This is a genomic window from Pseudomonas sp. P7759 (assembly GCF_013386445.1).
GTDB lineage: Bacteria > Pseudomonadota > Gammaproteobacteria > Pseudomonadales > Pseudomonadaceae > Aquipseudomonas > Aquipseudomonas azotoformans_A.
Map to the genome: position 1 here is coordinate 131,896 of NZ_JACART010000008.1, position 19,668 is coordinate 151,563.

Sequence of the window (19,668 nt, forward strand, 5' to 3'; positions counted from 1 at the left end):
ACTATTAGTTTCAGTGAAAATTCTCGACAGATTTCATTGCTTTGACTATTTTCAGCACTTGTTGAAAAAGGTGAGATCAATGAAAGAGTTCGAAATCCGCTCAAGGGATGCACTGCGAAATCTCCTGAGCAAAGTGCCGATCCTCAAGATTGAAAACCTGAAACTGCCTTCACCTTCAGAGGGGTGGACGCCCGACTGCATTGTCGAGATAACCGTCTCGGGAAGGTCGCATGCTCTGGTCTGCGAGGTAATAGCAAGCGGCCAACCCAGATTTATAAGTGCGGCGATACTTCGGCTTCGCGACTACTTGAACAAACAGCGGACACAGGCAACGCCCGTTGTGGTCGCGCCTTATCTGTCGCCCATTGCCAGACAGGCATGCAGGGAAAGAGAGGTGGGGTATCTGGATCTGGAGGGCAATGCGTGGATCTCGTTCGGTGGCGTATCCATTGACCATCAAGTCGCTGGCAAGCCGTCCTCAGAACGCAGAGAGCTGAAGTCTTTCTTCAAACCAAAGTCAGCACAGATCATACGCACGATGCTTCGAGATCCGGGCCGAGCCTGGCGCGTGGTCGAACTGTCCGAAGCTGCCGGAGCGAGCCTGGGGCAAGTCAGTAATGTCCGAACAGCACTCCTGAATAGAGAATGGGCCCGGACGACAAACGATGGCGTAAACCTATCCGACCCTCAATCTCTCCTAGACGCTTGGGCCGAGACATACGAGCCTCCAGCAGGAGACCGTAAATTTTTCTATACCGCCTTGCACGGTAGAGCATTGGAAAATGCGGCGCGTAACGCCATTGGAGAAATGAGCGGCGGGCACGCGCTTTTTTCGTCTTTTTCTGCCGCCCAATGGCTCGCCCCCTATGCCCGTATCAATACGAATTACTTTTTTGCCGACCGTGAAGGGTTAGAGAGGCTGGTCAAAGCATTACAGTTGGTTCCCGCATCAACGGGAGAAAACGTAGTGATCACCTTACCCAAAGAGGAAGGGCTTCTACTCGACGCCATTGAACCCGCACCGGGTGCCATATGTACCAGCCTGGTTCAGACCTACCTGGATCTATCTGTTGCAGGAGAGCGCGGGAAAGAAGCTGCCGAATACTTGAGACAGGAAAAACTGACATGGTCTCGTTAGTCCCTCAAGAACCCCAGTCTGCTTCAGATTATGACGACAGAACCACGACCGCCGTGAAAGCAGTGTTAGTGGAAATCGGTCAAATCCTCGGCTCTTTCAAAGGAAAGTTTGCAGTGATCGGCGGAGCAGTGCCTTGGCTTCTGCTTGCGAATGACGATATGCAACACGTTGGAACCCTTGATGTCGATTTGAGCCTGAACGCAGAAGCACTCGGTGATGGCGAATACGCGACATTGATCGAAGCACTGATGGGCAACGGGTATCAACAGAGAGGAGCGCTTCGCAGATTCCAACTCGTTCGCCAGGTGCCCGCGGAGGACGGCGGACCGGCGATAGATGTGATCGTGGACTTCTTGATGCCGCGTGACGCCGAAATCATTCAGAACAAACCTCCTATCCTCAACGACTTTGCTGTTCAGCGTGCTGACGGTGCCGACTTGGCAATGCGCTTCTACCAAATGGTTGCCATTGAAGGTCCCATGCCCACGGGTGGGGAAAATCGCGTAGAAGTCGCCGTATGTTCTATCCCCGCACTCTTGGCAATGAAGGGGTATGCGCTGAATGGAAGGCACAAACAGAAGGACGCCTATGACATCTACTATTCCGTCCGCAACTTTCCCGACGGTGTCGAAGCGCTCGCAGAGGAATGTCGATCAGTGCTTGAAACGGGCAGCGGAGAGCAGGGATTTCAGTTCATCGGAGAAAAATTTGCTACCCATGATGGCTATGGCCCGACGGCGGTAAGACGATTCGTCGAAGACAGCCAGATTCTGGGAGGTCGCACACCAGACCAATGGCAGCAAGATGCTTTTGGGCAGGTGGATACCTTATTGCGCGCCTTACGACTTCGGGACTAATAAAACAAAAGGCCCCGCTCAATCTGATTGAGCGGGGCCTTTTTATTTGTGGCGAGGGAGCTTGCTCCCGCTGGGCTGCACAGCAGCCCTGAAATCAGACGCCGAACTGCACGCGGTACGCCTTCACCGCCGGCAGGTGTTGCTTGAGTTGCGGATCATCTTCCAGGAACTGCAGGACCTGGTTCAGCGACACGATGCTCACCACGGGAATGCCGAAATCGCGCTCCACTTCCTGGATGGCCGACAATTCACCATTGCCACGCTCCTGGCGGTTCAGCGCGATCAGCACGCCGGCAGCCTTGGCACCGTCCTGGGAGGCGATGATCTGCATCACTTCGCGAATCGCAGTACCGGCGGTGATCACGTCATCGATGATCAGCACGTCGCCCTTGAGCGGAGCCCCGACCAGGCTGCCGCCTTCGCCGTGGGCCTTGGCCTCTTTGCGGTTGAAACACCATGGCAGGTCCTGCCCGTGATGCTCAGCCAGAGCCACGGCCGTCGCGGCCGCCAGGGGGATACCCTTGTAGGCTGGGCCGAACAGCACATCGAAGGAAATACCGCTTTCAACGATGGCGGCCGCGTAGAAACGACCCAGTTGGGCCAGAGCCGAACCCGAGTTGAACAAGCCTGCATTGAAGAAGTACGGGCTGGTTCGCCCGGACTTCAAAGTGAACTCACCGAAGCGCAAAACGCCGCGATCGATGGCAAAACGAATGAAATCGCGTTGATACGCCTGCATGAAAAAAGCCTCAGATACCACGGATTTAGCTAATTAGGTGGACGGCGTGTATCATACACGCACGCGATTTTTGGGGCCATTTATGCGGATCATCAGTGTGAACGTTAATGGTATTCAGGCTGCAGTCGAGCGTGGTTTGCTCAGTTGGCTGCAAGCCCAGAATGCCGACGTCATCTGCCTGCAGGATACCCGCGCCTCCGCCTTTGAACTGGACGACCCAGCCTTCCAACTGGATGGCTACTTCCTTTATGCCTGCGATGCCGAAGTGCCCACCCAAGGTGGCGTGGCTTTGTATTCGCGGTTGCAACCCAAGGCGGTCATCAGCGGCCTCGGCTTCGAGACAGCCGACCGCTACGGGCGCTACCTGCAAGCCGATTTCGATAAGGTCAGCATCGCGACCTTGCTGCTTCCTTCGGGGCAGAACGGCGATGAAGACTTGAACCAGAAGTTCAAGCTAATGGACGATTTCGCCCGTTACCTGGATAAACAGCGACGCAAACGTCGCGAGTACATTTATTGTGGCTCGCTGTACGTGGCGCAACAGAAGCTGGATATCAAGAACTGGCGCGACAGCCAGCAATCCCCGGGTTTCCTGGCGCCGGAACGCGCCTGGATGGACGAGATTGTCGGCAATATGGGCTATGTGGATGCCCTGCGCGAAGTCAGCCGCGAAGGCGACCAGTACAGCTGGTGGCCGGACAACGAACAGGCTGAGATGCTCAACCTGGGCTGGCGTTTCGACTACCAGTTGCTGACTCCAGGTCTGCGCCGGTTCGTGCGCAGTGCACGCCTGCCGCGCCAGCCACGCTTCTCGCAGCACGCGCCGCTGATCGTGGACTACGACTGGACACTGACCATCTGAGGTCTTTTTCCAGGCACAAAAAAACCGACATCGCTGTCGGTTTTTTTGTGGGCGCTCATTATTTGATCACACGCCAGGTCAACGGGTAGCGATAGGCGATCCCTTTGTTGGCCTTGATGCTGCCGATGATGGTCAACACGATCGTGGCGATCGCCAGGGCAAACATCAGGAAAAACCCAACCACCGCGAAGGCCAGCACAATGCAGGCTATCCAGGCGATGGCCACGGTGATCTGGAAGTTCAAGGCTTCCTTGCCCTGGTCATCAATGAACGCATCCTTTTCCTTCTTCATCTGCCACAGGATCAGCGGCCCCACGACACTGCCGAAAGGGAACACAAACCCGAGAAACGCCGCGAGATGGCACAACATTGCCCCCTGCCGCACTTCATAGGAAGGCATCGGCACAAGTTCCTGGTTGTCATTCATGGCGCTTCTCCTTGAGACGGGCTCAGTCAGCCAGGGCGGCGTTCTGCAGCTCGAAGATTTCGGTCATGCCTTTCTGGGCCAGGGCCAGCATGGCGTTCAGCTCGGCCGGCTGGAATGGCGCGCCCTCGGCGGTGCCCTGTACTTCGATGAAACCACCGGTGCTGGTCATGACCACGTTCAGGTCAGTCTCGGCAGCCGAGTCTTCCAGGTAGTCCAGGTCCAGCACAGGTTCGCCCTGGTACATGCCTACCGATACGGCAGCGATCATTTGCTTGAGCGGGTCACCGCCTTTCAGGCCGCCCCGCTTCTTGATCACTTTGAGTGCATCAACCAGGGCCACCATGGCGCCGGTGATGGACGCGGTGCGGGTGCCGCCGTCGGCCTGGATCACGTCGCAGTCGACGTACAGGGTCACGTCGCCCAGCTTGGACATATCCAGGGCTGCACGCAGGGAGCGACCGATCAGGCGCTGGATTTCCAGGGTACGGCCGCCCTGCTTGCCACGGCTGGCTTCACGCTGGTTCCGCTCGCCGGTGGCGCGCGGCAGCATGCCGTACTCGGCGGTCAACCAACCCTGGCCCTGGCCTTTGAGGAAACGCGGCACGCCGTTTTCGACGCTGACGGTGCAGATGACCTTGGTATCGCCAAACTCGACCAGTACAGAACCCTCGGCGTGTTTGGTGTAGTTGCGGGTGATGCGGATCGAGCGGAGCTGATCGGCAGCGCGACCACTTGGACGTTTCATAGGGAGACACCTGTACTGAGGACGAAAAACTGCCGAGCATTATAGAGCCGCGAGCCGATTCGGGGCACTGCTAAAAAATCCGGTTACGAATGCTCGGGTTTGGGCGTGTCCGCCCCACTGCGCTACAATCCTGCGCCTTCTTAATCATCAGCCCGTGTTTGCGGGCTGCAACGCGAGGTACCTCCATGGTGCACAGCATGACCGCCTTCGCCCGCGTCGAAAAAGCCGGCGTCCAAGGCACCCTGAGCTGGGAACTGCGCTCGGTCAACAGCCGTTACCTGGAGCCGCACCTGCGCCTGCCGGAATCGTTTCGCGACCTCGAAGGCGCCGTGCGTGAAGCGCTGCGCCAGGGCATTTCCCGTGGCAAGCTGGAATGCACCCTGCGTTTTACCGAAGAAACCACCGGCAAGGCCCTGCAGATTGACCGCGACCGCGCCGCGCAACTGGTCGCCGCCGCCGAAACCATCGCCGGCCTGATCAAGCAGCCGGCCGCGCTCAACCCGCTGGAAGTGCTGGCGTGGCCCGGCGTGCTGGTGGCCGATGCCACTGACCCGCAAGCCCTCAACGCCGAAGCCCTCGCCCTGTTCAACCAGGGCTTGAGGGAGCTTAAAGCCGGCCGTGAGCGCGAAGGTGCCGAACTGGCCCGCCTGATCAGCGAGCGCCTGACCGCCATTGAAGAAGACGTGGTCACCCTGCGTGAGCTGGTCCCGCAGATGCTCGCCACCCAGCGCCAGAAGGTGCTCGACCGCTTCACCGACATGAAGGCCGACCTCGACCCGACGCGCCTGGAACAGGAAATGGTCCTGCTCGCGCAGAAGAGCGACGTCGCCGAAGAACTCGATCGCCTGAGCACCCACATCCTCGAAGTGCGCCGCGTGCTCAAGTCCGGCGGTGCCGCCGGTCGGCGTTTGGACTTCCTGATGCAGGAACTCAACCGCGAAGCCAATACACTCGGCTCCAAGGCGTTCGACCCGCGCAGCACCACGGCTGCGGTCAACCTCAAAGTGTTGATCGAGCAGATGCGCGAACAAGTACAGAATATTGAGTAAGGCAACCTCCATGACCCACAGCACCGGCACCCTGTACATCATTTCCGCCCCTTCGGGCGCGGGCAAAAGCAGCCTGGTCAAGGCCCTGACCGACGCTGACGAGCAGATCCGCATTTCGGTCTCCCACACCACCCGCGCCATGCGTCCGGGTGAGGTGAACGGCGAGCACTATCACTTCGTCGAGCGCACCGAGTTCGTCAAGATGATCGAACACGGCGACTTCCTGGAGCGCGCCGAAGTGTTCGGCAACCTCTACGGCACCTCGCAAAGCCACTTGCAGCAGACCCTGGATGAAGGCCACGACCTGATCCTGGAAATCGACTGGCAGGGCGCCGAGCAAGTCCGCAAGCTGATGCCGCAGGCGCGTTCGATCTTCATCCTGCCGCCTTCGCTGGAAGCTTTGCACCAGCGCCTGACCAACCGTGGCCAGGACAGTGACGAGATCATCGAAGGCCGCATGCGTGAAGCCGTCAGCGAAATGAGCCACTACGTCGACTACGATTACCTGATCATCAACGACGATTTTGCCCACGCACTGGACGACTTGAAGGCGATTTTTCGCACCAATCAGCTCCAGCAAAAGCGTCAGCAACAGCGTTTCGGCAAATTACTGGCCGAACTGCTCGGTTGATTGGCTCTTCCCAAAACCGCTGCAAGGGCTTTACATTGGCACTTGTAGCGGTTTTGCGAGGGCCTGCGAAAAATCAGCGCTTCCCTAAACGCTGGTGATTTTTTAAACTGTTTAGTCCGCTCGCCCAACCGGGCAGCGCGCATCTTGCATTCGCTCCGAGGAATACCATGGCCCGCGTAACCGTTGAAGACTGCCTAGAACACGTGGATAACCGCTTTGAGCTGGTCATGCTCTCTACCAAGCGTGCCCGTCAACTGGCCACTGGCGGCAAAGAGCCCCTGGTCCAGTGGGAAAACGACAAGCCTACCGTTGTAGCCCTGCGTGAAATCGCTGAAGGCCTGATGAGCTACGAGTTCATCGCCAACGCCGAAATCGTTGAAGACGAACCGCTGTTTGCAGCGTTCGAGGACGAGTCCAACGAGGCCGTCTAAGCCTATGCCTGGTCGACGTAGCACGGCGCGGGGTCACAGCCAACGGCAGGAGTTCACACTTTGCCGAGCATAGACGCCCTCGCCGATCGCTTATCGGCCTACCTCGGCCCCGACCAGGTCAACCTGGTCCGCCGAGCGTATTTCTACGCCGAACAAGCCCACGACGGCCAACGCCGGCGTAGCGGTGAGGCGTATGTCACCCATCCTCTTGCGGTGGCAAATATTCTTGCCGACATGCACATGGACCATCAAAGCCTGATGGCCGCGATGCTGCATGACGTGATCGAAGACACCGGCATCGCCAAGGAAGCGCTCAGCGCACAATTTGGCGAAACCGTGGCCGAACTGGTCGACGGGGTCAGCAAACTGACCCAGATGAACTTCGAGACCAAGGCCGAAGCCCAGGCGGAAAACTTCCAGAAGATGGCCATGGCCATGGCCCGCGATATCCGCGTGATCCTGGTCAAGCTGGCCGACCGGTTGCACAACATGCGCACGCTGGAAGTGCTGTCCGGTGAAAAGCGCCGGCGCATCGCCAAGGAAACCCTGGAAATCTACGCGCCCATCGCCAACCGGCTGGGCATGCACGCCATTCGTATCGAATTCGAAGACCTCGGCTTCAAAGCCATGCACCCGATGCGTTCGGCGCGCATCTACCAGGCAGTCAAGCGCGCCAGGGGTAACCGCAAGGAAATCGTCAACAAGATCGAAGAGTCGCTGAGTCATTGCCTGGCGATCGACGAGATCGAAGGCGAGGTCAGCGGCCGGCAGAAGCACATCTACGGCATCTATAAAAAGATGCGTGGCAAGCGCCGGGCCTTCAACGAGATCATGGACGTGTATGCGTTCAGGATCATCGTCGACAAAGTCGACACCTGCTACCGCGTGCTGGGCGCTGTACATAATTTGTACAAACCGCTGCCGGGGCGCTTCAAGGATTACATCGCGATTCCAAAAGCCAACGGCTATCAGTCGCTGCATACCACGTTGTTTGGTATGCACGGGGTGCCGATCGAGATCCAGATCCGCACCCGCGAAATGGAAGAGATGGCCAACAACGGCATCGCCGCCCATTGGCTGTATAAATCCAGCGGCGACGAGCAGCCAAAAGGCACCCATGCCCGTGCCCGCCAGTGGGTCAAGGGCGTGCTGGAAATGCAGCAACGTGCCGGCAACTCCCTGGAATTCATCGAAAGCGTGAAGATCGACCTGTTCCCGGACGAGGTCTACGTGTTCACTCCCAAAGGCCGGATCATGGAGCTGCCCAAAGGCTCCACGGCGGTCGATTTTGCCTACGCCGTGCACACCGACGTGGGTAACAGCTGCATCGCCTGTCGGATCAATCGCCGTCTCGCACCGCTGTCCGAACCGCTGCAAAGTGGCTCCACGGTCGAGATCGTCAGCGCACCGGGCGCACGCCCGAATCCGGCATGGCTCAACTTTGTGGTCACCGGCAAGGCGCGCACGCACATCCGCCACGCCCTGAAACTGCAACGCCGCTCCGAGTCCATCAGCCTGGGCGAACGCCTGCTGAACAAGGTGCTCAACGGTTTCGACAGCGCCCTCGACAAGATTCCTACAGAGCGCGTGCAAGCGATGCTCCACGAGTACCGCCAGGAAACCATCGAAGACCTGCTGGAAGACATCGGCCTGGGCAACCGCATGGCCTACGTCGTCGCCCGCCGCCTGCTCGGCGAAGGCGAACAGTTGCCAAGCCCGGAAGGTCCGCTGGCGATTCGTGGCACCGAGGGCTTGGTGCTCAGCTACGCCAAGTGCTGCACGCCGATCCCGGGCGACCCGATTGTCGGCCACCTGTCGGCGGGCAAAGGCATGGTGGTGCACCTGGACAACTGCCGCAACATCACCGAGATCCGCCACAACCCGGAAAAATGCATCCAGCTCTCGTGGGCCAAGGATGTCACCGGCGAATTCAACGTCGAGCTGCGGGTGGAGCTGGAACACCAGCGCGGCCTGATCGCCCTGCTCGCCAGCAGCGTCAACGCGGCCGACGGCAATATCGAGAAAATCAGCATGGACGAACGCGATGGCCGCATCAGCGTGGTCCAGTTGGTGGTCAGCGTTCACGACCGCGTGCACCTGGCCCGCGTGATCAAGAAACTGCGTGCCTTGACGGGTGTGATCCGTATCACTCGCATGCGCGCCTAAGCCACATTACAAGGAGTCATTCATGACCAAGACTGTTATCACCAGCGATAAAGCCCCGGCCGCCATCGGCACCTACTCCCAGGCGATCAAGGCAGGCAACACCGTCTACATGTCCGGCCAGATTCCACTGGACCCAAAGACCATGGAACTGGTTGAAGGCTTCGAAGCACAGACCGTGCAGGTCTTCGAAAACCTCAAGTCGGTGGCCGAGGCTGCTGGCGGTTCGTTCAAAGACATCGTCAAGCTGAACATCTTCCTCACCGACCTGAGCCACTTCGCCAAGGTCAACGAGATCATGGGCAAGTACTTCGAACAGCCGTACCCAGCCCGCGCCGCCATCGGCGTTGCCGCCCTGCCAAAGGGTGCGCAGGTTGAGATGGACGCGATTCTGGTCATCGAGTAAAACACCCGGCGCAGCCCCCATAGGCTGCGCCGACTTCGTTTTAAAAGGATTTCATGATGCGCAAAGCGCTTGTAGCCTCATCACTGCTCGCCCTGTTGCTCGGCGGCTGCGCCAGCAACCCTGCCGACCGGGATGTGAGCGGCACCTGGATCAACCAGGTCGCCATCGATGCGGCAGCCAAGGGCGGCCCTTTGCGTGAAGCCTTGCAGAGCTTTGGCCCGAACCTCGAATGGGAGGTCAATACCAAGGCCTCGCAGGCACGCTACTACAACGGTTTTGAAGTAGCGGAAGGCAAGTTGCTGGGTGAAAAGTCCGGCGCCTGGAGTGTGGATTTCTACGGCAGCTCCGCCACCGAACTCAAGCGTAAAGGCAAGCAACTGTTGCAAGTGGCCAACGACAACGAGCCTGAACAGCTGTTCGCCCGCCCCAAAGAGCCCGCACCGGAAGGCGCACCACTGGGCGCAAACTTCGAGCGTGCACTGTACGCCGCCTATATGGGCGGCGACTGGAAGATCCTGGACGGCTTCGGCAGCGGCGCCATCGTGCAATTCCAGGCTAACGGCAAGGTTGTCGGCCTGCCGAATGTCGATCAGTACTCGCTGTGCCTGGCGGGCGATTGCGCATCCATGAGCGGTGGCTACGACAGCATCTGGCTGCAACTGAACGGCCAAGGCAATCCGTGGTTTTTTGTGCGCAAGGGTAAGCAACTGGAGATCTTCCAGGCGATCAATACCGCACAGGCGGATGAGGTGCCTTCGTTTACGCCAGGGCCTCGCCAGTGGTTGCTTGAAAAGCAGTGATTAAAAAGGAGCCCTTGGGCTCCTTTTTCATTTAACGCTGGCCTTCGAGGATCGCCGCGTAGCCTTCCCGATAACTCGGATACGTCGGCGTCCAGCCCAACGCCTTGGCCCGGGCATTGCTGCATTGCTTGCTGCCAGCACGCCGCACACTCGCGTCATCAGCCCATTCGGTCACGCCTAGGTACTCACGCAACCAATCCACCACTTCAGCCAGCGGCGCCGGCGCATCGTCGACGCCGATGTAGACCTTGTCCAGCAAACCGCCCTTTTCCACATGCCGCAATAAAAACGCCAGCAAACCCGCCGCGTCTTCCGCGTGAATGCGGTTGCCATATAAAGGTGGGTCGATGGCCACGCGGTAGCCTTGGCGAACCTGAGTCAGCAGCCATTCGCGGCCCGGCCCATAGATACCCGTCAGACGCACGATGCTCGCCGGAATACCGCTGTTGAGCGCAACTTGCTCAGCCTCGAGCATGACTTGCCCGGAATATCCCTTCGCTTGAGTCTCCGACGTTTCGTCGACCCACTCGCCATTCTGCTGCCCGTAGACGCTGCTGCTGGATACAAACAGCAGGTGTTTGGGCTCCTGGCCGTAGTCGCCCAGCCACTCCAGCACATGTTTCAGCCCTTCTACATAAGCGGCGCGATAGCCGGCTTCGTCGTGGTCTGTCGCAGCGGCGCAGTACACCAGGTAATCCACCCCGCCGATCGGCCAGGTGTCGGGGCAGTCCTTGTTGAACAGGTCCCCGGCGATGCCGATCACCCCGTCGGGCAGCCGCGAAATATCGCGGCGCAGGCCATGGACCTCCCATTCCGAGGCGAGCAACTGGCTGGCCAGCCGGCTCCCCACATCGCCACATCCGGCAATCACAACAGAAGGCGCAGACATCACAAAACTCCGTACTGAAAGGTCTAGGTTAGCCTTCGCAGATGACAGACGGCCAGAAAAAGCACAAATAAAGTTACTGTATTACTTCTGTTAACAAGAATTACTTGCAATAATAACCGCCCATTTGTCCTCGACCCTCTGGGTCTGGAAGGACGATCACTCATTTTTTCTCTCAGGTCCGGCCAGCATGACACGTAATACAACCCCCGCTTCGCCAACCAAGCTTCACAGCCCATCCCGCGCCTGGCGCGCGATTGCTGCGCTGCTGTTCAGCGTACTGCTGGCACCGACCGCCGCATTCGCTGATGCCTCCGCACCCGCTACCCCAGCTGCCGCTGAGCAAAACGCCGCGGCACCGGCCGCAGCGCCCGCCGCCACCGACCCCGCCCTGGCAGCGGACCCAGCCGCCGCCGACGACACCGGTGTGGTGCTGGAAGAAGACAACACCCTGGGCATGGCTCACGACCTGTCGCCGTGGGGCATGTACCAGAATGCTGACGTGGTGGTGAAAGCCGTCATGATCGGTCTGGCCATCGCGTCGATCATCACCTGGACCATCTGGATCGCCAAGGGCTTCGAGCTGCTGGGCGCCAAACGTCGTCTGCGCACTGAAATCGTCCACCTGAAAAAGGCCACCACCCTCAAGGAAGCCAGCGAAAGCGCGACCAAAAAGGGCACCCTGGCCAATACCCTGGTGCACGACGCGCTGGAAGAAATGCGCCTGTCCGCCAACACCCGCGAAAAAGAAGGTATCAAGGAACGTGTTGCCTTCCGCCTGGAGCGCCTGGTGGCGGCCTGCGGTCGTAACATGAGCAGCGGCACCGGCGTGCTGGCAACCATCGGCTCTACCGCGCCGTTCGTCGGCCTGTTCGGCACCGTGTGGGGCATCATGAACAGCTTCATCGGCATCGCCAAAACCCAGACCACCAACCTCGCCGTCGTTGCCCCCGGCATCGCCGAAGCCCTGCTGGCAACGGCCCTGGGCCTGGTTGCCGCGATTCCTGCGGTGGTGATCTACAACGTCTTCGCCCGTTCGATTGCCGGCTACAAGGCCCAGGTTTCGGACGCGTCGGCAGAAGTCCTGCTGCTGGTCAGCCGCGACCTCGATCACCTGCCTACCGAGCGCAGCTCGCAACCGCACATGGTGAAAGTGGGGTAATCGGCCATGGGCCTGCATTTGAATCAAGGCGACGACGAACTCGTCGAGAACCACGAAATCAACGTCACGCCGTTTATCGACGTGATGCTGGTGCTGCTGATCATCTTCATGGTGGCGGCACCGTTGGCGACCGTGGACATCAAGGTCGACCTGCCCGCGTCCAGCGCCAAACCTGCGCCACGGCCAGAGAAACCGATCTTCCTCAGCGTCAAGGCGGACCAACGCCTGTTCCTGGGCGAAGAAGAAGTCAAAGCTGAAACCCTGGGGCCGGTGCTCGACGCCAAGACCCAAGGCAAGAAAGACACGACAATCTTCTTCCAGGCTGACAAGGGCGTGGACTACGGCGACCTGATGAGCGTGATGGATGCGCTGCGGGCAGCCGGCTACCTCAAGGTCGGCCTGGTCGGACTTGAGACGGCAGCCAAGAAATGATCACGACGCGCCACAAACTGACGCGTTATGGCACCAGCCTCGCCGTCGTACTGGGCGTGCATGCCGTCGCGATCGCTATCGCGCTACATTGGTCCGCGCCGCGCACGGTGCAGTTGCCACCGGCTGCCATGGTCATCGACCTGGCACCGATGCCAGCCCCGCCGCCGCCAGCGCCACCCAAGGTGGTAACGCCGCCGCAACCGCCTGCACCGGTGGAAGAGCTGCCCCTGCCGAAACTGGCCGAGGCGCCCAAGCCAACGATCCAGGTGCCCAAGCCGGTCAAGCCCAAGCCTAAACCGCAGCCGCCCAAGCCTGTGGAGAAGAAGATCGAGCCGCCCAAGGAGAAACCCTCCGAGGACCCGCCGAGCGACGCTCCGCCGACCCAGGCACCGGCTGAAAAATCGGCCCAGCCTGTTCCAGGCCCGTCTCCGCAGCAGATCGCAGCGAAGGCTTCCTGGGAAGGCACCCTGCTGGCGCACCTGCAGAAGTACAAGAAGTACCCGCCAGGCGCCCAGGCCCGTGGCAAGGAAGGTTTGAACCGCCTGAAGTTCGTGGTCGATGCCGAAGGCAACGTGCTGTCCTACGAGTTGGTGGGCCGCTCCGGCAACGCCGACCTGGACCGCGCCACGCTGGACATGATCCGTCGTGCCCAGCCGCTGCCCAAGCCGCCGGCAGACATGCTCAAAGGCGGTAGCATCGAGATCGTTGCACCGTTCGTGTACAACATCGAGAAGCGTCGTCGCTGAAAATGAAGGTGGTGAGGGGCAATCCTCACCACCTTCAGCAAAATCTGCGTAACTCCCCGCTCAATCCCCAGCAAAGTTCTGATAACGTGCGTCTATCGATTGCAGCCGGTATGCTTGGCCCGCAACCTCATGGACGCCCGCTATGACTCTTACAGAATTACGCTACATCGTTACCCTCGCCCAAGAGCAGCACTTCGGCCACGCGGCCGAGCGTTGCCATGTCAGCCAGCCGACGCTGTCGGTGGGCGTGAAAAAGCTTGAAGACGAACTCGGTGTGCTGATTTTCGAGCGCAGCAAGAGCGCCGTGCGCCTGACGCCTGTGGGCGAAGGCATTGTGGCCCAGGCCCAGAAGGTGCTGGAGCAAGCGCAGAGCATTCGCGAACTGGCCCAGGCCGGCAAGAACCAGCTGACTGCACCGCTCAAAGTCGGCGCCATCTACACCGTCGGCCCTTACCTGTTCCCGCATCTGATCCCGCAACTGCACCGCGTCGCGCCGCAGATGCCGCTGTATATCGAAGAAAACTTCACCCACGTGCTGCGCGACAAACTGCGCAACGGCGAGCTGGACGCGATCATCATCGCTCTGCCATTCAATGAAGCGGACGTATTGACGCTGCCGCTGTACGACGAGCCGTTCTACGTCTTGATGCCCGCTTCCCACCCGTGGACGCAAAAAGACACCATCGACGCCGGCCTGCTCAACGACAAGAGCCTGCTGCTGCTGGGCGAAGGCCACTGCTTCCGCGACCAGGTATTGGAAGCCTGCCCGACCCTGACCAAGGGCAACGACGGCGCCAAGCACACCACCGTGGAATCCAGCTCCCTGGAAACCATTCGCCACATGGTCGCGTCCGGCCTGGGTATTTCGATCCTGCCGCTGTCGGCAGTGGACAGCCATCACTACGCCCCTGGCGTGATCGAAGTACGCCCACTGACGCCGCCGGTGCCGTTCCGCACCGTGGCGATCGCCTGGCGCGCCAGCTTCCCACGGCCAAAAGCGATTGAGATCCTCGCCGATTCGATCCGTCTGTGCTCGGTGGCCAAGCCGACGGCTGTGAGCTAAGCAACGGTATGACTGAGCTGTCGCAGGTGTCGGTGACGGCACTCAAGGGTGTCGGTGAAGCCATGGCCGAGAAGTTGGCCAAGGTCGGCCTGGAAAACCTCCAGGACGTGTTGTTCCACCTGCCCCTGCGCTATCAGGACCGCACTCGCGTCGTGCCCATCGGCCAGCTGCGCCCTGGGCAGGATGCGGTGGTCGAAGGCACAGTGAGCGGTGCCGATGTGGTGATGGGTAAGCGCCGCAGCCTTGTGGTGCGCCTGCAGGACGGCACCGGTGGCCTGAGCCTGCGCTTCTACCATTTCAGCAACGCGCAGAAGGAAGGGCTCAAGCGCGGCACCCGCGTGCGCTGCTACGGCGAAGCGCGGCCTGGTGCCTCAGGCCTGGAAATCTACCACCCGGAATACCGCGCCATCACCGGCGATGAGCCGCCGCCAGTCGACACGACGCTCACTCCGATTTACCCGCTCACCGAAGGCCTGACCCAACAACGCCTGCGCCAGTTGTGCATGCAGACGCTGACGATGCTCGGCCCGAAAAGCCTGCCCGACTGGCTGCCGCTGGAGCTGGCCCGCGACTACCAACTGGCGTCGCTGGACGACGCGATTCGCTACTTGCATCACCCGCCTGCCGATGCCGATGTCGACGAGCTGGCTCTCGGTCATCACTGGGCCCAGCATCGCCTGGCTTTCGAAGAACTCTTGACCCACCAACTGTCCCAGCAACGCCTGCGCGAGAGCATGCGCTCCCTGCGCGCGCCGGCCATGCCCAAGGCCACGCGGTTGCCTGCGCAGTACCTGGCCAACCTCGGCTTTGCGCCGACCGGTGCCCAACAGCGCGTCGGTAATGAAATCGCCTACGACCTCAGTCAGAAAGAGCCGATGCTACGGCTGATCCAGGGCGACGTAGGCGCGGGCAAGACCGTGGTCGCCGCCCTCGCCGCCCTGCAAGCGCTGGAAGCCGGTTACCAAGTGGCGTTGATGGCGCCCACCGAGATTCTTGCCGAGCAGCACTTCATCACCTTCAAGCGATGGCTCGAGCCGCTCGGCCTGGAAGTGGCGTGGCTGGCCGGCAAGCTCAAGGGCAAGGTACGCGCAGCGGCACTGGAACAGATTGCCGGCGGCGCGCCGATGGTCGTTGGCACCCACGCGCTGTTCCAGGACGAAGTGCAGTTCAAGAACCTTGCGCTGGTGATCATTGACGAACAGCACCGTTTCGGCGTGCAACAACGCCTCGCCCTGCGACAGAAAGGCGTGGGCGGACGCATGAACCCACACCAGTTGATCATGACCGCCACGCCGATCCCGCGCACCCTGGCGATGAGCGCCTACGCCGACCTCGACACCTCGATCCTTGACGAACTGCCGCCCGGCCGGACACCGGTCAATACCGTGCTGGTCACCGACACCCGGCGTGTCGAAGTGATTGAGCGTGTGCGCGGCGCCTGCGCCGAAGGGCGCCAGGCGTACTGGGTGTGCACGCTGATTGAAGAGTCCGAAGAGCTGACGTGCCAGGCCGCCGAGACTACTTTTGAAGACCTCACCAGTGCTCTGGGCGAGCTTAAGGTCGGGCTGATCCATGGCCGCATGAAGCCCGCAGAAAAAGCCGCCGTGATGGCAGAATTCAAGGCCGGCAACCTGCAACTGTTGGTGGCAACCACGGTGATCGAGGTCGGTGTGGACGTACCCAACGCCAGCTTGATGATTATCGAGAACCCCGAGCGCCTGGGCCTGGCGCAACTGCACCAGTTGCGCGGCCGGGTCGGCCGGGGCAGCGCCGCCAGCCATTGTGTGCTGCTCTACCACCCGCCGCTGTCGCAGATCGGACGCCAACGTCTGGGCATCATGCGCGAAACCAACGACGGGTTTGTCATCGCCGAAAAAGACCTGGAGCTGCGTGGCCCCGGTGAAATGCTAGGCACGCGCCAGACCGGCCTGCTGCAATTCAAGGTCGCCGACCTGATGCGCGACGCTGACCTGCTGCCGGCCGTGCGGGATGCGGCGCAAGCGTTGCTCGAACGTTGGCCGGATCATGTCAGCCCTTTGCTGGATCGCTGGCTACGCCATGGGCAGCAATACGGCCAAGTGTGACGCCTGACTCACTTAGTCGACCAACAGTTGTATCAAGCTGGTTATACTTCGTGGACTGTAAGAAATTGGATCAGGCCATGTCAGAAGTTGCCCTCGCCACAGCCCCACTGACCGCCCCGCCGGTCATTCGGGCTCTGCTCGCAAAACTCGCCATCCCCTACACGGAAGTCACCGACCTACCGGGCCTGAATCCTGCACGAAAGGTCCAGGCCGTGCTGCTGGAAGACGCGGTGGGCGCACTGATGGTGCTGTTCCCGCAGAACCAGTTGCTCGACCTCAACCGCCTCGCCGAACTCACCGGTCGACGCCTCACGGCGGTGTCGCCAGATCGCGTCGAACGCATGCTGGGCAAGCACGAACTCAGCCTGCTGCCGGGCCTGCCGCCCCTCACCAGTTCCCCATGCTTGTACGAAGGCAGCCTGCTCAACGAGCCGAGCCTGCTGGTGCATTCGGGTGAAGCCGGGTTGCTGCTGGAAATACCGACCGACGCCTTCAAGACGATGCTCACCAAGGCCAGCGCCGGCCACTTCGGCGAGCCGTTGAGCAACATCCGCCCCAACCTCGACCGCCCCAATGATGACCGCGAGGAAATCACCCAGGCGATGCAGGCGTTCACCGCCCGGCGCATCCAGCAACGCCTGGAAGCGACCATCGAGATTCCACCGCTGGCCGACACGGCGCAGAAGATCATCAAGCTGCGCGTCGACCCCAACGCCACCATCGACGACATCACCGGCGTTGTGGAAACCGACCCTGCCCTGGCTGCGCAAGTCGTAAGCTGGGCCGCATCGCCGTACTACGCATCGCCAGGCAAGATCCGCTCCGTGGAAGACGCCATCGTGCGCGTGCTGGGCTTCGACCTGGTGATCAACCTGGCGCTGGGTCTGGCCCTGGGCAAGACCTTGAGCCTGCCCAAGGACCACCCGCACCAGTCCACGCCGTACTGGCACCAGTCGATCTACACCGCCGCCGTGATCGAAGGCCTGACCCGCGCCATGCCGCGCGCCCAGCGCCCGGAAGCCGGCCTGACTTATCTGGCCGGTCTGCTGCACAACTTCGGTTACCTGCTGCTGGCTCACGTGTTCCCGCCGCACTTTTCGCTGATCTGCCGTCACCTGGAGGTCAACCCGCACCTGTGCCACAGCTATGTCGAGCAACACTTGCTGGGTATCAGCCGCGAGCAGATCGGTGCGTGGCTGATGCGCTACTGGGACATGCCGGATGAGTTGTCCACTGCGCTGCGCTTCCAGCATGATCCGACCTACGATGGTCAGTACGCGGAGTATCCGAACCTGGTGTGCCTGGCGGTGCGCTTGTTGCGCAGCCGTGGGATTGGCTCCGGGCCGGATGAGGCGATTCCGGATGCGCTGCTTGAGCGCCTGGGGCTGACGCGGGACAAGGCTGAGGAAGTAGTGGGCAAAGTGCTGGATGCCGAGGTGTTGTTGCGTGAGCTGGCCTCGCAGTTCAGCCAAGGCTGAATCTTTAGTCTGTTAGCCCGCTATCGCAGGCAAGCCACCTCCCACACTTGACCGAGTTCCAACGTTGGAATGCCGTCTAGTGTGGGAGCTGGCTTGCCTGCGATGAACCTACCTCGGTCTACCTGAAAAACCTTACTTCTTTTTCTTCGGCTTCAAATACTTGGTCAACCCCTGGAACCAGATCACCAGCGCCGGGTTGCCCTTGATCTGGATCGACTTGTCCTGAATCCCCGTCATGAACGCCAGTTGCTTGTTCTTCGCCTGCATCGTGGCGAAGCCGTAGGCGGCATCTTTGAAGGCGATGGCGAATGCCGGCGACGGGTGAACACCCGAGCGGCTGGTGATGCGCTGGTCTTTGACGATGAAGTGACGGGCAACCTTGCCGTCGAGGGTCTGCAACTGGAACGCCAGGTCTTTATCGCCCAACTGTTGCTGGAAGGCAGGATTGGTGCGGCTGGCTTTGCCCATCATCAGGCCCAGCACCCACAGGAGAAGACGAAATTTCATGCACACGGCCTCGGTGTATTTATTGAGTGGCCGCAGCAGTTTAACGATTTGCAAAAAGAACGCCACCGATCTTGCGCATTAGCGGAAGATCGGCTGGCGTTTGACGCTTATAGCAGCATGTTGCTTAAACGTTCGGGCAAGGCACTGGCGCCCAGTCGGCCAGGTTAGGATCGCGGCAGGTGCCTTCGATCTGCGCCTTACCGGCGCTGGCAACCTGCTTGCTTTCAGCTTGCTTGGCCTGCACGGTCTGGATGCTCTTCTCGGTGGTCACCGCTTCTTTCGGCACAACCGGCAGGTCCTTCTTCTTCGCGACTTTCACCGGTTTCTTACCTTTGGCTGGCGCAACCACTGGTGCGGTGTCCGCTTGGGCCACGGTCACCACGTCGTTACGCTGCACACCCACTTGCTGCAGGTCTTTTTCATAGGCCTGGGTGTAGTTGTTCAGGTCTTCGCTGGCTTTGCCGTTGACCGCGACGATCAGGTCATTGGATTCCTTCAGGCCGGACACGATTTCCGCCAGGCGCTTGCGGCCTTCGGTGTCGTTGACGGTCTTGGCCTTGCGGTCAGCCACCAGCTTGGTGAATGCGCTCTGGTAGCACTGCTGCGACGCTTTGGCGTAGGCGGTGCTGCGGTCGATGTCCGACGCGCTTTTGTTGAAGTCGGTGGAGTAAGAGGCGATGCGCTGGTTGTCATCGCTGATCTGCTTCTGACGCTCGGTGTAGTAACCCGCCGCGCCGCCGGCCAATGCGCCGCCCGCAGCACCGATGGCCGCGTTACGGCCACGCTTGTCGGAGTCGCCGGTCAGCGCGCCCAGCAGGGCACCGCCAGCAGCGCCGATGGCCGCGCCGGTCACGACCGACTTGGTCATGTCCGAATCGGTCGCGCGCAGGTGCTGCACCGGCTCGTAGCAGTTCGGGTAGTACTCGACCTTGGTGCTCGACGCGACCTTGGAGGCCGGCGACGTGGCGCAACCGGTCAACACAGTGCTGAAACCGGCCGCGATCAGCAGCAAGTGACGCTTGGAAACCGCCTTACGGGAAAAAAGCATAGGTGTGTTCTCGT

Annotated in this window: 21 protein-coding genes; 15 read left to right on the forward strand and 6 right to left on the reverse strand. The window is 60.6% G+C overall.

Features of this window, described 5'->3' with window-relative positions; genetic code table 11:
- The first annotated feature begins 79 nt into the window (after positions 1-79).
- Both HX823_RS11450 and HX823_RS11455 read left to right on the forward strand, forming a co-directional pair.
- Positions 80-1,138, forward strand: a complete 1,059-nt coding sequence (locus tag HX823_RS11450) for a type IV toxin-antitoxin system AbiEi family antitoxin (protein ID WP_177074908.1) — start codon at positions 80-82, stop codon at positions 1,136-1,138.
- Positions 1,126-1,995, forward strand: coding sequence for a hypothetical protein (locus HX823_RS11455; RefSeq protein WP_177074909.1), 870 nt, complete (start codon positions 1,126-1,128; stop codon positions 1,993-1,995). Before HX823_RS11450 ends, HX823_RS11455 begins: the two co-directional genes overlap by 13 nt.
- 94 nt (positions 1,996-2,089) lie before the next feature.
- Here HX823_RS11455 and pyrE read toward each other — a convergent pair whose 3' ends face one another.
- Complete coding sequence (gene pyrE, locus HX823_RS11460; protein ID WP_177074910.1) at positions 2,090-2,734, reverse strand: orotate phosphoribosyltransferase; 645 nt, start codon at positions 2,732-2,734, stop codon at positions 2,090-2,092.
- Between the two features lie 82 nt (positions 2,735-2,816).
- Between pyrE and HX823_RS11465 the strand changes: the two genes are divergently transcribed.
- A complete protein-coding gene (locus HX823_RS11465; RefSeq protein ID WP_003195493.1) occupies positions 2,817-3,596 on the forward strand; it encodes an exodeoxyribonuclease III in 780 nt (259 codons plus the stop codon).
- A gap of 58 nt (positions 3,597-3,654) precedes the next feature.
- Here HX823_RS11465 and HX823_RS11470 read toward each other — a convergent pair whose 3' ends face one another.
- Complete coding sequence (locus HX823_RS11470; RefSeq protein WP_177074911.1) at positions 3,655-4,023, reverse strand: DUF4870 domain-containing protein; 369 nt, start codon at positions 4,021-4,023, stop codon at positions 3,655-3,657.
- Between the two features lie 22 nt (positions 4,024-4,045).
- Entirely contained in the window at positions 4,046-4,768 is a 723-nt protein-coding gene (rph, locus tag HX823_RS11475) for a ribonuclease PH (protein ID WP_016975928.1), read from the reverse strand.
- A gap of 185 nt (positions 4,769-4,953) precedes the next feature.
- On the opposite strand from rph, the gene HX823_RS11480 reads away from it, so the two are divergent.
- From HX823_RS11480 to HX823_RS11505, 6 genes are all read left to right on the forward strand, one after another.
- Positions 4,954-5,817, forward strand: a complete 864-nt coding sequence (locus HX823_RS11480; RefSeq protein WP_038843515.1) for a YicC/YloC family endoribonuclease — start codon at positions 4,954-4,956, stop codon at positions 5,815-5,817.
- Positions 5,818-5,827: 10 nt separating this feature from the next.
- Positions 5,828-6,448, forward strand: coding sequence for a guanylate kinase (gene gmk, locus HX823_RS11485; protein WP_033901130.1), 621 nt, complete (start codon positions 5,828-5,830; stop codon positions 6,446-6,448).
- Between the two features lie 167 nt (positions 6,449-6,615).
- On the forward strand, positions 6,616-6,879 hold the full coding sequence (gene rpoZ, locus HX823_RS11490) for a DNA-directed RNA polymerase subunit omega (protein WP_003176920.1): 264 nt from the start codon (positions 6,616-6,618) through the stop codon (positions 6,877-6,879).
- A gap of 60 nt (positions 6,880-6,939) precedes the next feature.
- Positions 6,940-9,045 (forward strand): bifunctional GTP diphosphokinase/guanosine-3',5'-bis pyrophosphate 3'-pyrophosphohydrolase, encoded by a 2,106-nt coding sequence (gene spoT / locus HX823_RS11495; protein ID WP_016975931.1) that lies wholly within the window; start codon positions 6,940-6,942, stop codon positions 9,043-9,045.
- A gap of 22 nt (positions 9,046-9,067) precedes the next feature.
- Positions 9,068-9,448 carry a RidA family protein gene (locus tag HX823_RS11500; protein ID WP_003176922.1) on the forward strand — a complete coding sequence of 127 codons (381 nt, stop codon included), beginning with the start codon at positions 9,068-9,070 and terminating at the stop codon, positions 9,446-9,448.
- A 56-nt stretch (positions 9,449-9,504) separates the two neighbouring features.
- A complete protein-coding gene (locus HX823_RS11505) occupies positions 9,505-10,248 on the forward strand; it encodes a hypothetical protein (RefSeq protein ID WP_177074912.1) in 744 nt (247 codons plus the stop codon).
- Positions 10,249-10,279: 31 nt separating this feature from the next.
- Here HX823_RS11505 and HX823_RS11510 read toward each other — a convergent pair whose 3' ends face one another.
- Positions 10,280-11,137 (reverse strand): SDR family oxidoreductase, encoded by an 858-nt coding sequence (locus HX823_RS11510; protein WP_177074913.1) that lies wholly within the window; start codon positions 11,135-11,137, stop codon positions 10,280-10,282.
- Between the two features lie 187 nt (positions 11,138-11,324).
- Between HX823_RS11510 and exbB the strand changes: the two genes are divergently transcribed.
- From exbB to HX823_RS11540, 6 genes are all read left to right on the forward strand, one after another.
- Entirely contained in the window at positions 11,325-12,296 is a 972-nt protein-coding gene (exbB, locus tag HX823_RS11515) for a tonB-system energizer ExbB (protein WP_038843510.1), read from the forward strand.
- A gap of 6 nt (positions 12,297-12,302) precedes the next feature.
- Positions 12,303-12,728 carry a TonB system transport protein ExbD gene (gene exbD / locus HX823_RS11520; RefSeq protein ID WP_003195519.1) on the forward strand — a complete coding sequence of 142 codons (426 nt, stop codon included), beginning with the start codon at positions 12,303-12,305 and terminating at the stop codon, positions 12,726-12,728.
- Entirely contained in the window at positions 12,725-13,474 is a 750-nt protein-coding gene (locus tag HX823_RS11525) for an energy transducer TonB (protein WP_016975935.1), read from the forward strand. The genes exbD and HX823_RS11525 overlap by 4 nt, the downstream gene beginning before the upstream one ends.
- 142 nt (positions 13,475-13,616) lie before the next feature.
- On the forward strand, positions 13,617-14,537 hold the full coding sequence (locus tag HX823_RS11530; RefSeq protein WP_038843507.1) for a hydrogen peroxide-inducible genes activator: 921 nt from the start codon (positions 13,617-13,619) through the stop codon (positions 14,535-14,537).
- 8 nt (positions 14,538-14,545) lie between these two features.
- Positions 14,546-16,621, forward strand: coding sequence for an ATP-dependent DNA helicase RecG (recG, locus tag HX823_RS11535; protein WP_038843570.1), 2,076 nt, complete (start codon positions 14,546-14,548; stop codon positions 16,619-16,621).
- A gap of 77 nt (positions 16,622-16,698) precedes the next feature.
- Positions 16,699-18,099, forward strand: a complete 1,401-nt coding sequence (locus HX823_RS11540; protein ID WP_038843506.1) for an aminoacyl-tRNA deacylase and HDOD domain-containing protein — start codon at positions 16,699-16,701, stop codon at positions 18,097-18,099.
- A gap of 132 nt (positions 18,100-18,231) precedes the next feature.
- Here HX823_RS11540 and HX823_RS11545 read toward each other — a convergent pair whose 3' ends face one another.
- Both HX823_RS11545 and tagQ read right to left on the reverse strand, forming a co-directional pair.
- A complete protein-coding gene (locus tag HX823_RS11545; RefSeq protein WP_010207528.1) occupies positions 18,232-18,606 on the reverse strand; it encodes a hypothetical protein in 375 nt (124 codons plus the stop codon).
- A gap of 124 nt (positions 18,607-18,730) precedes the next feature.
- Entirely contained in the window at positions 18,731-19,654 is a 924-nt protein-coding gene (tagQ, locus tag HX823_RS11550) for a type VI secretion system-associated lipoprotein TagQ (RefSeq protein ID WP_038843504.1), read from the reverse strand.
- Between the last annotated feature and the right edge of the window lie 14 nt (positions 19,655-19,668).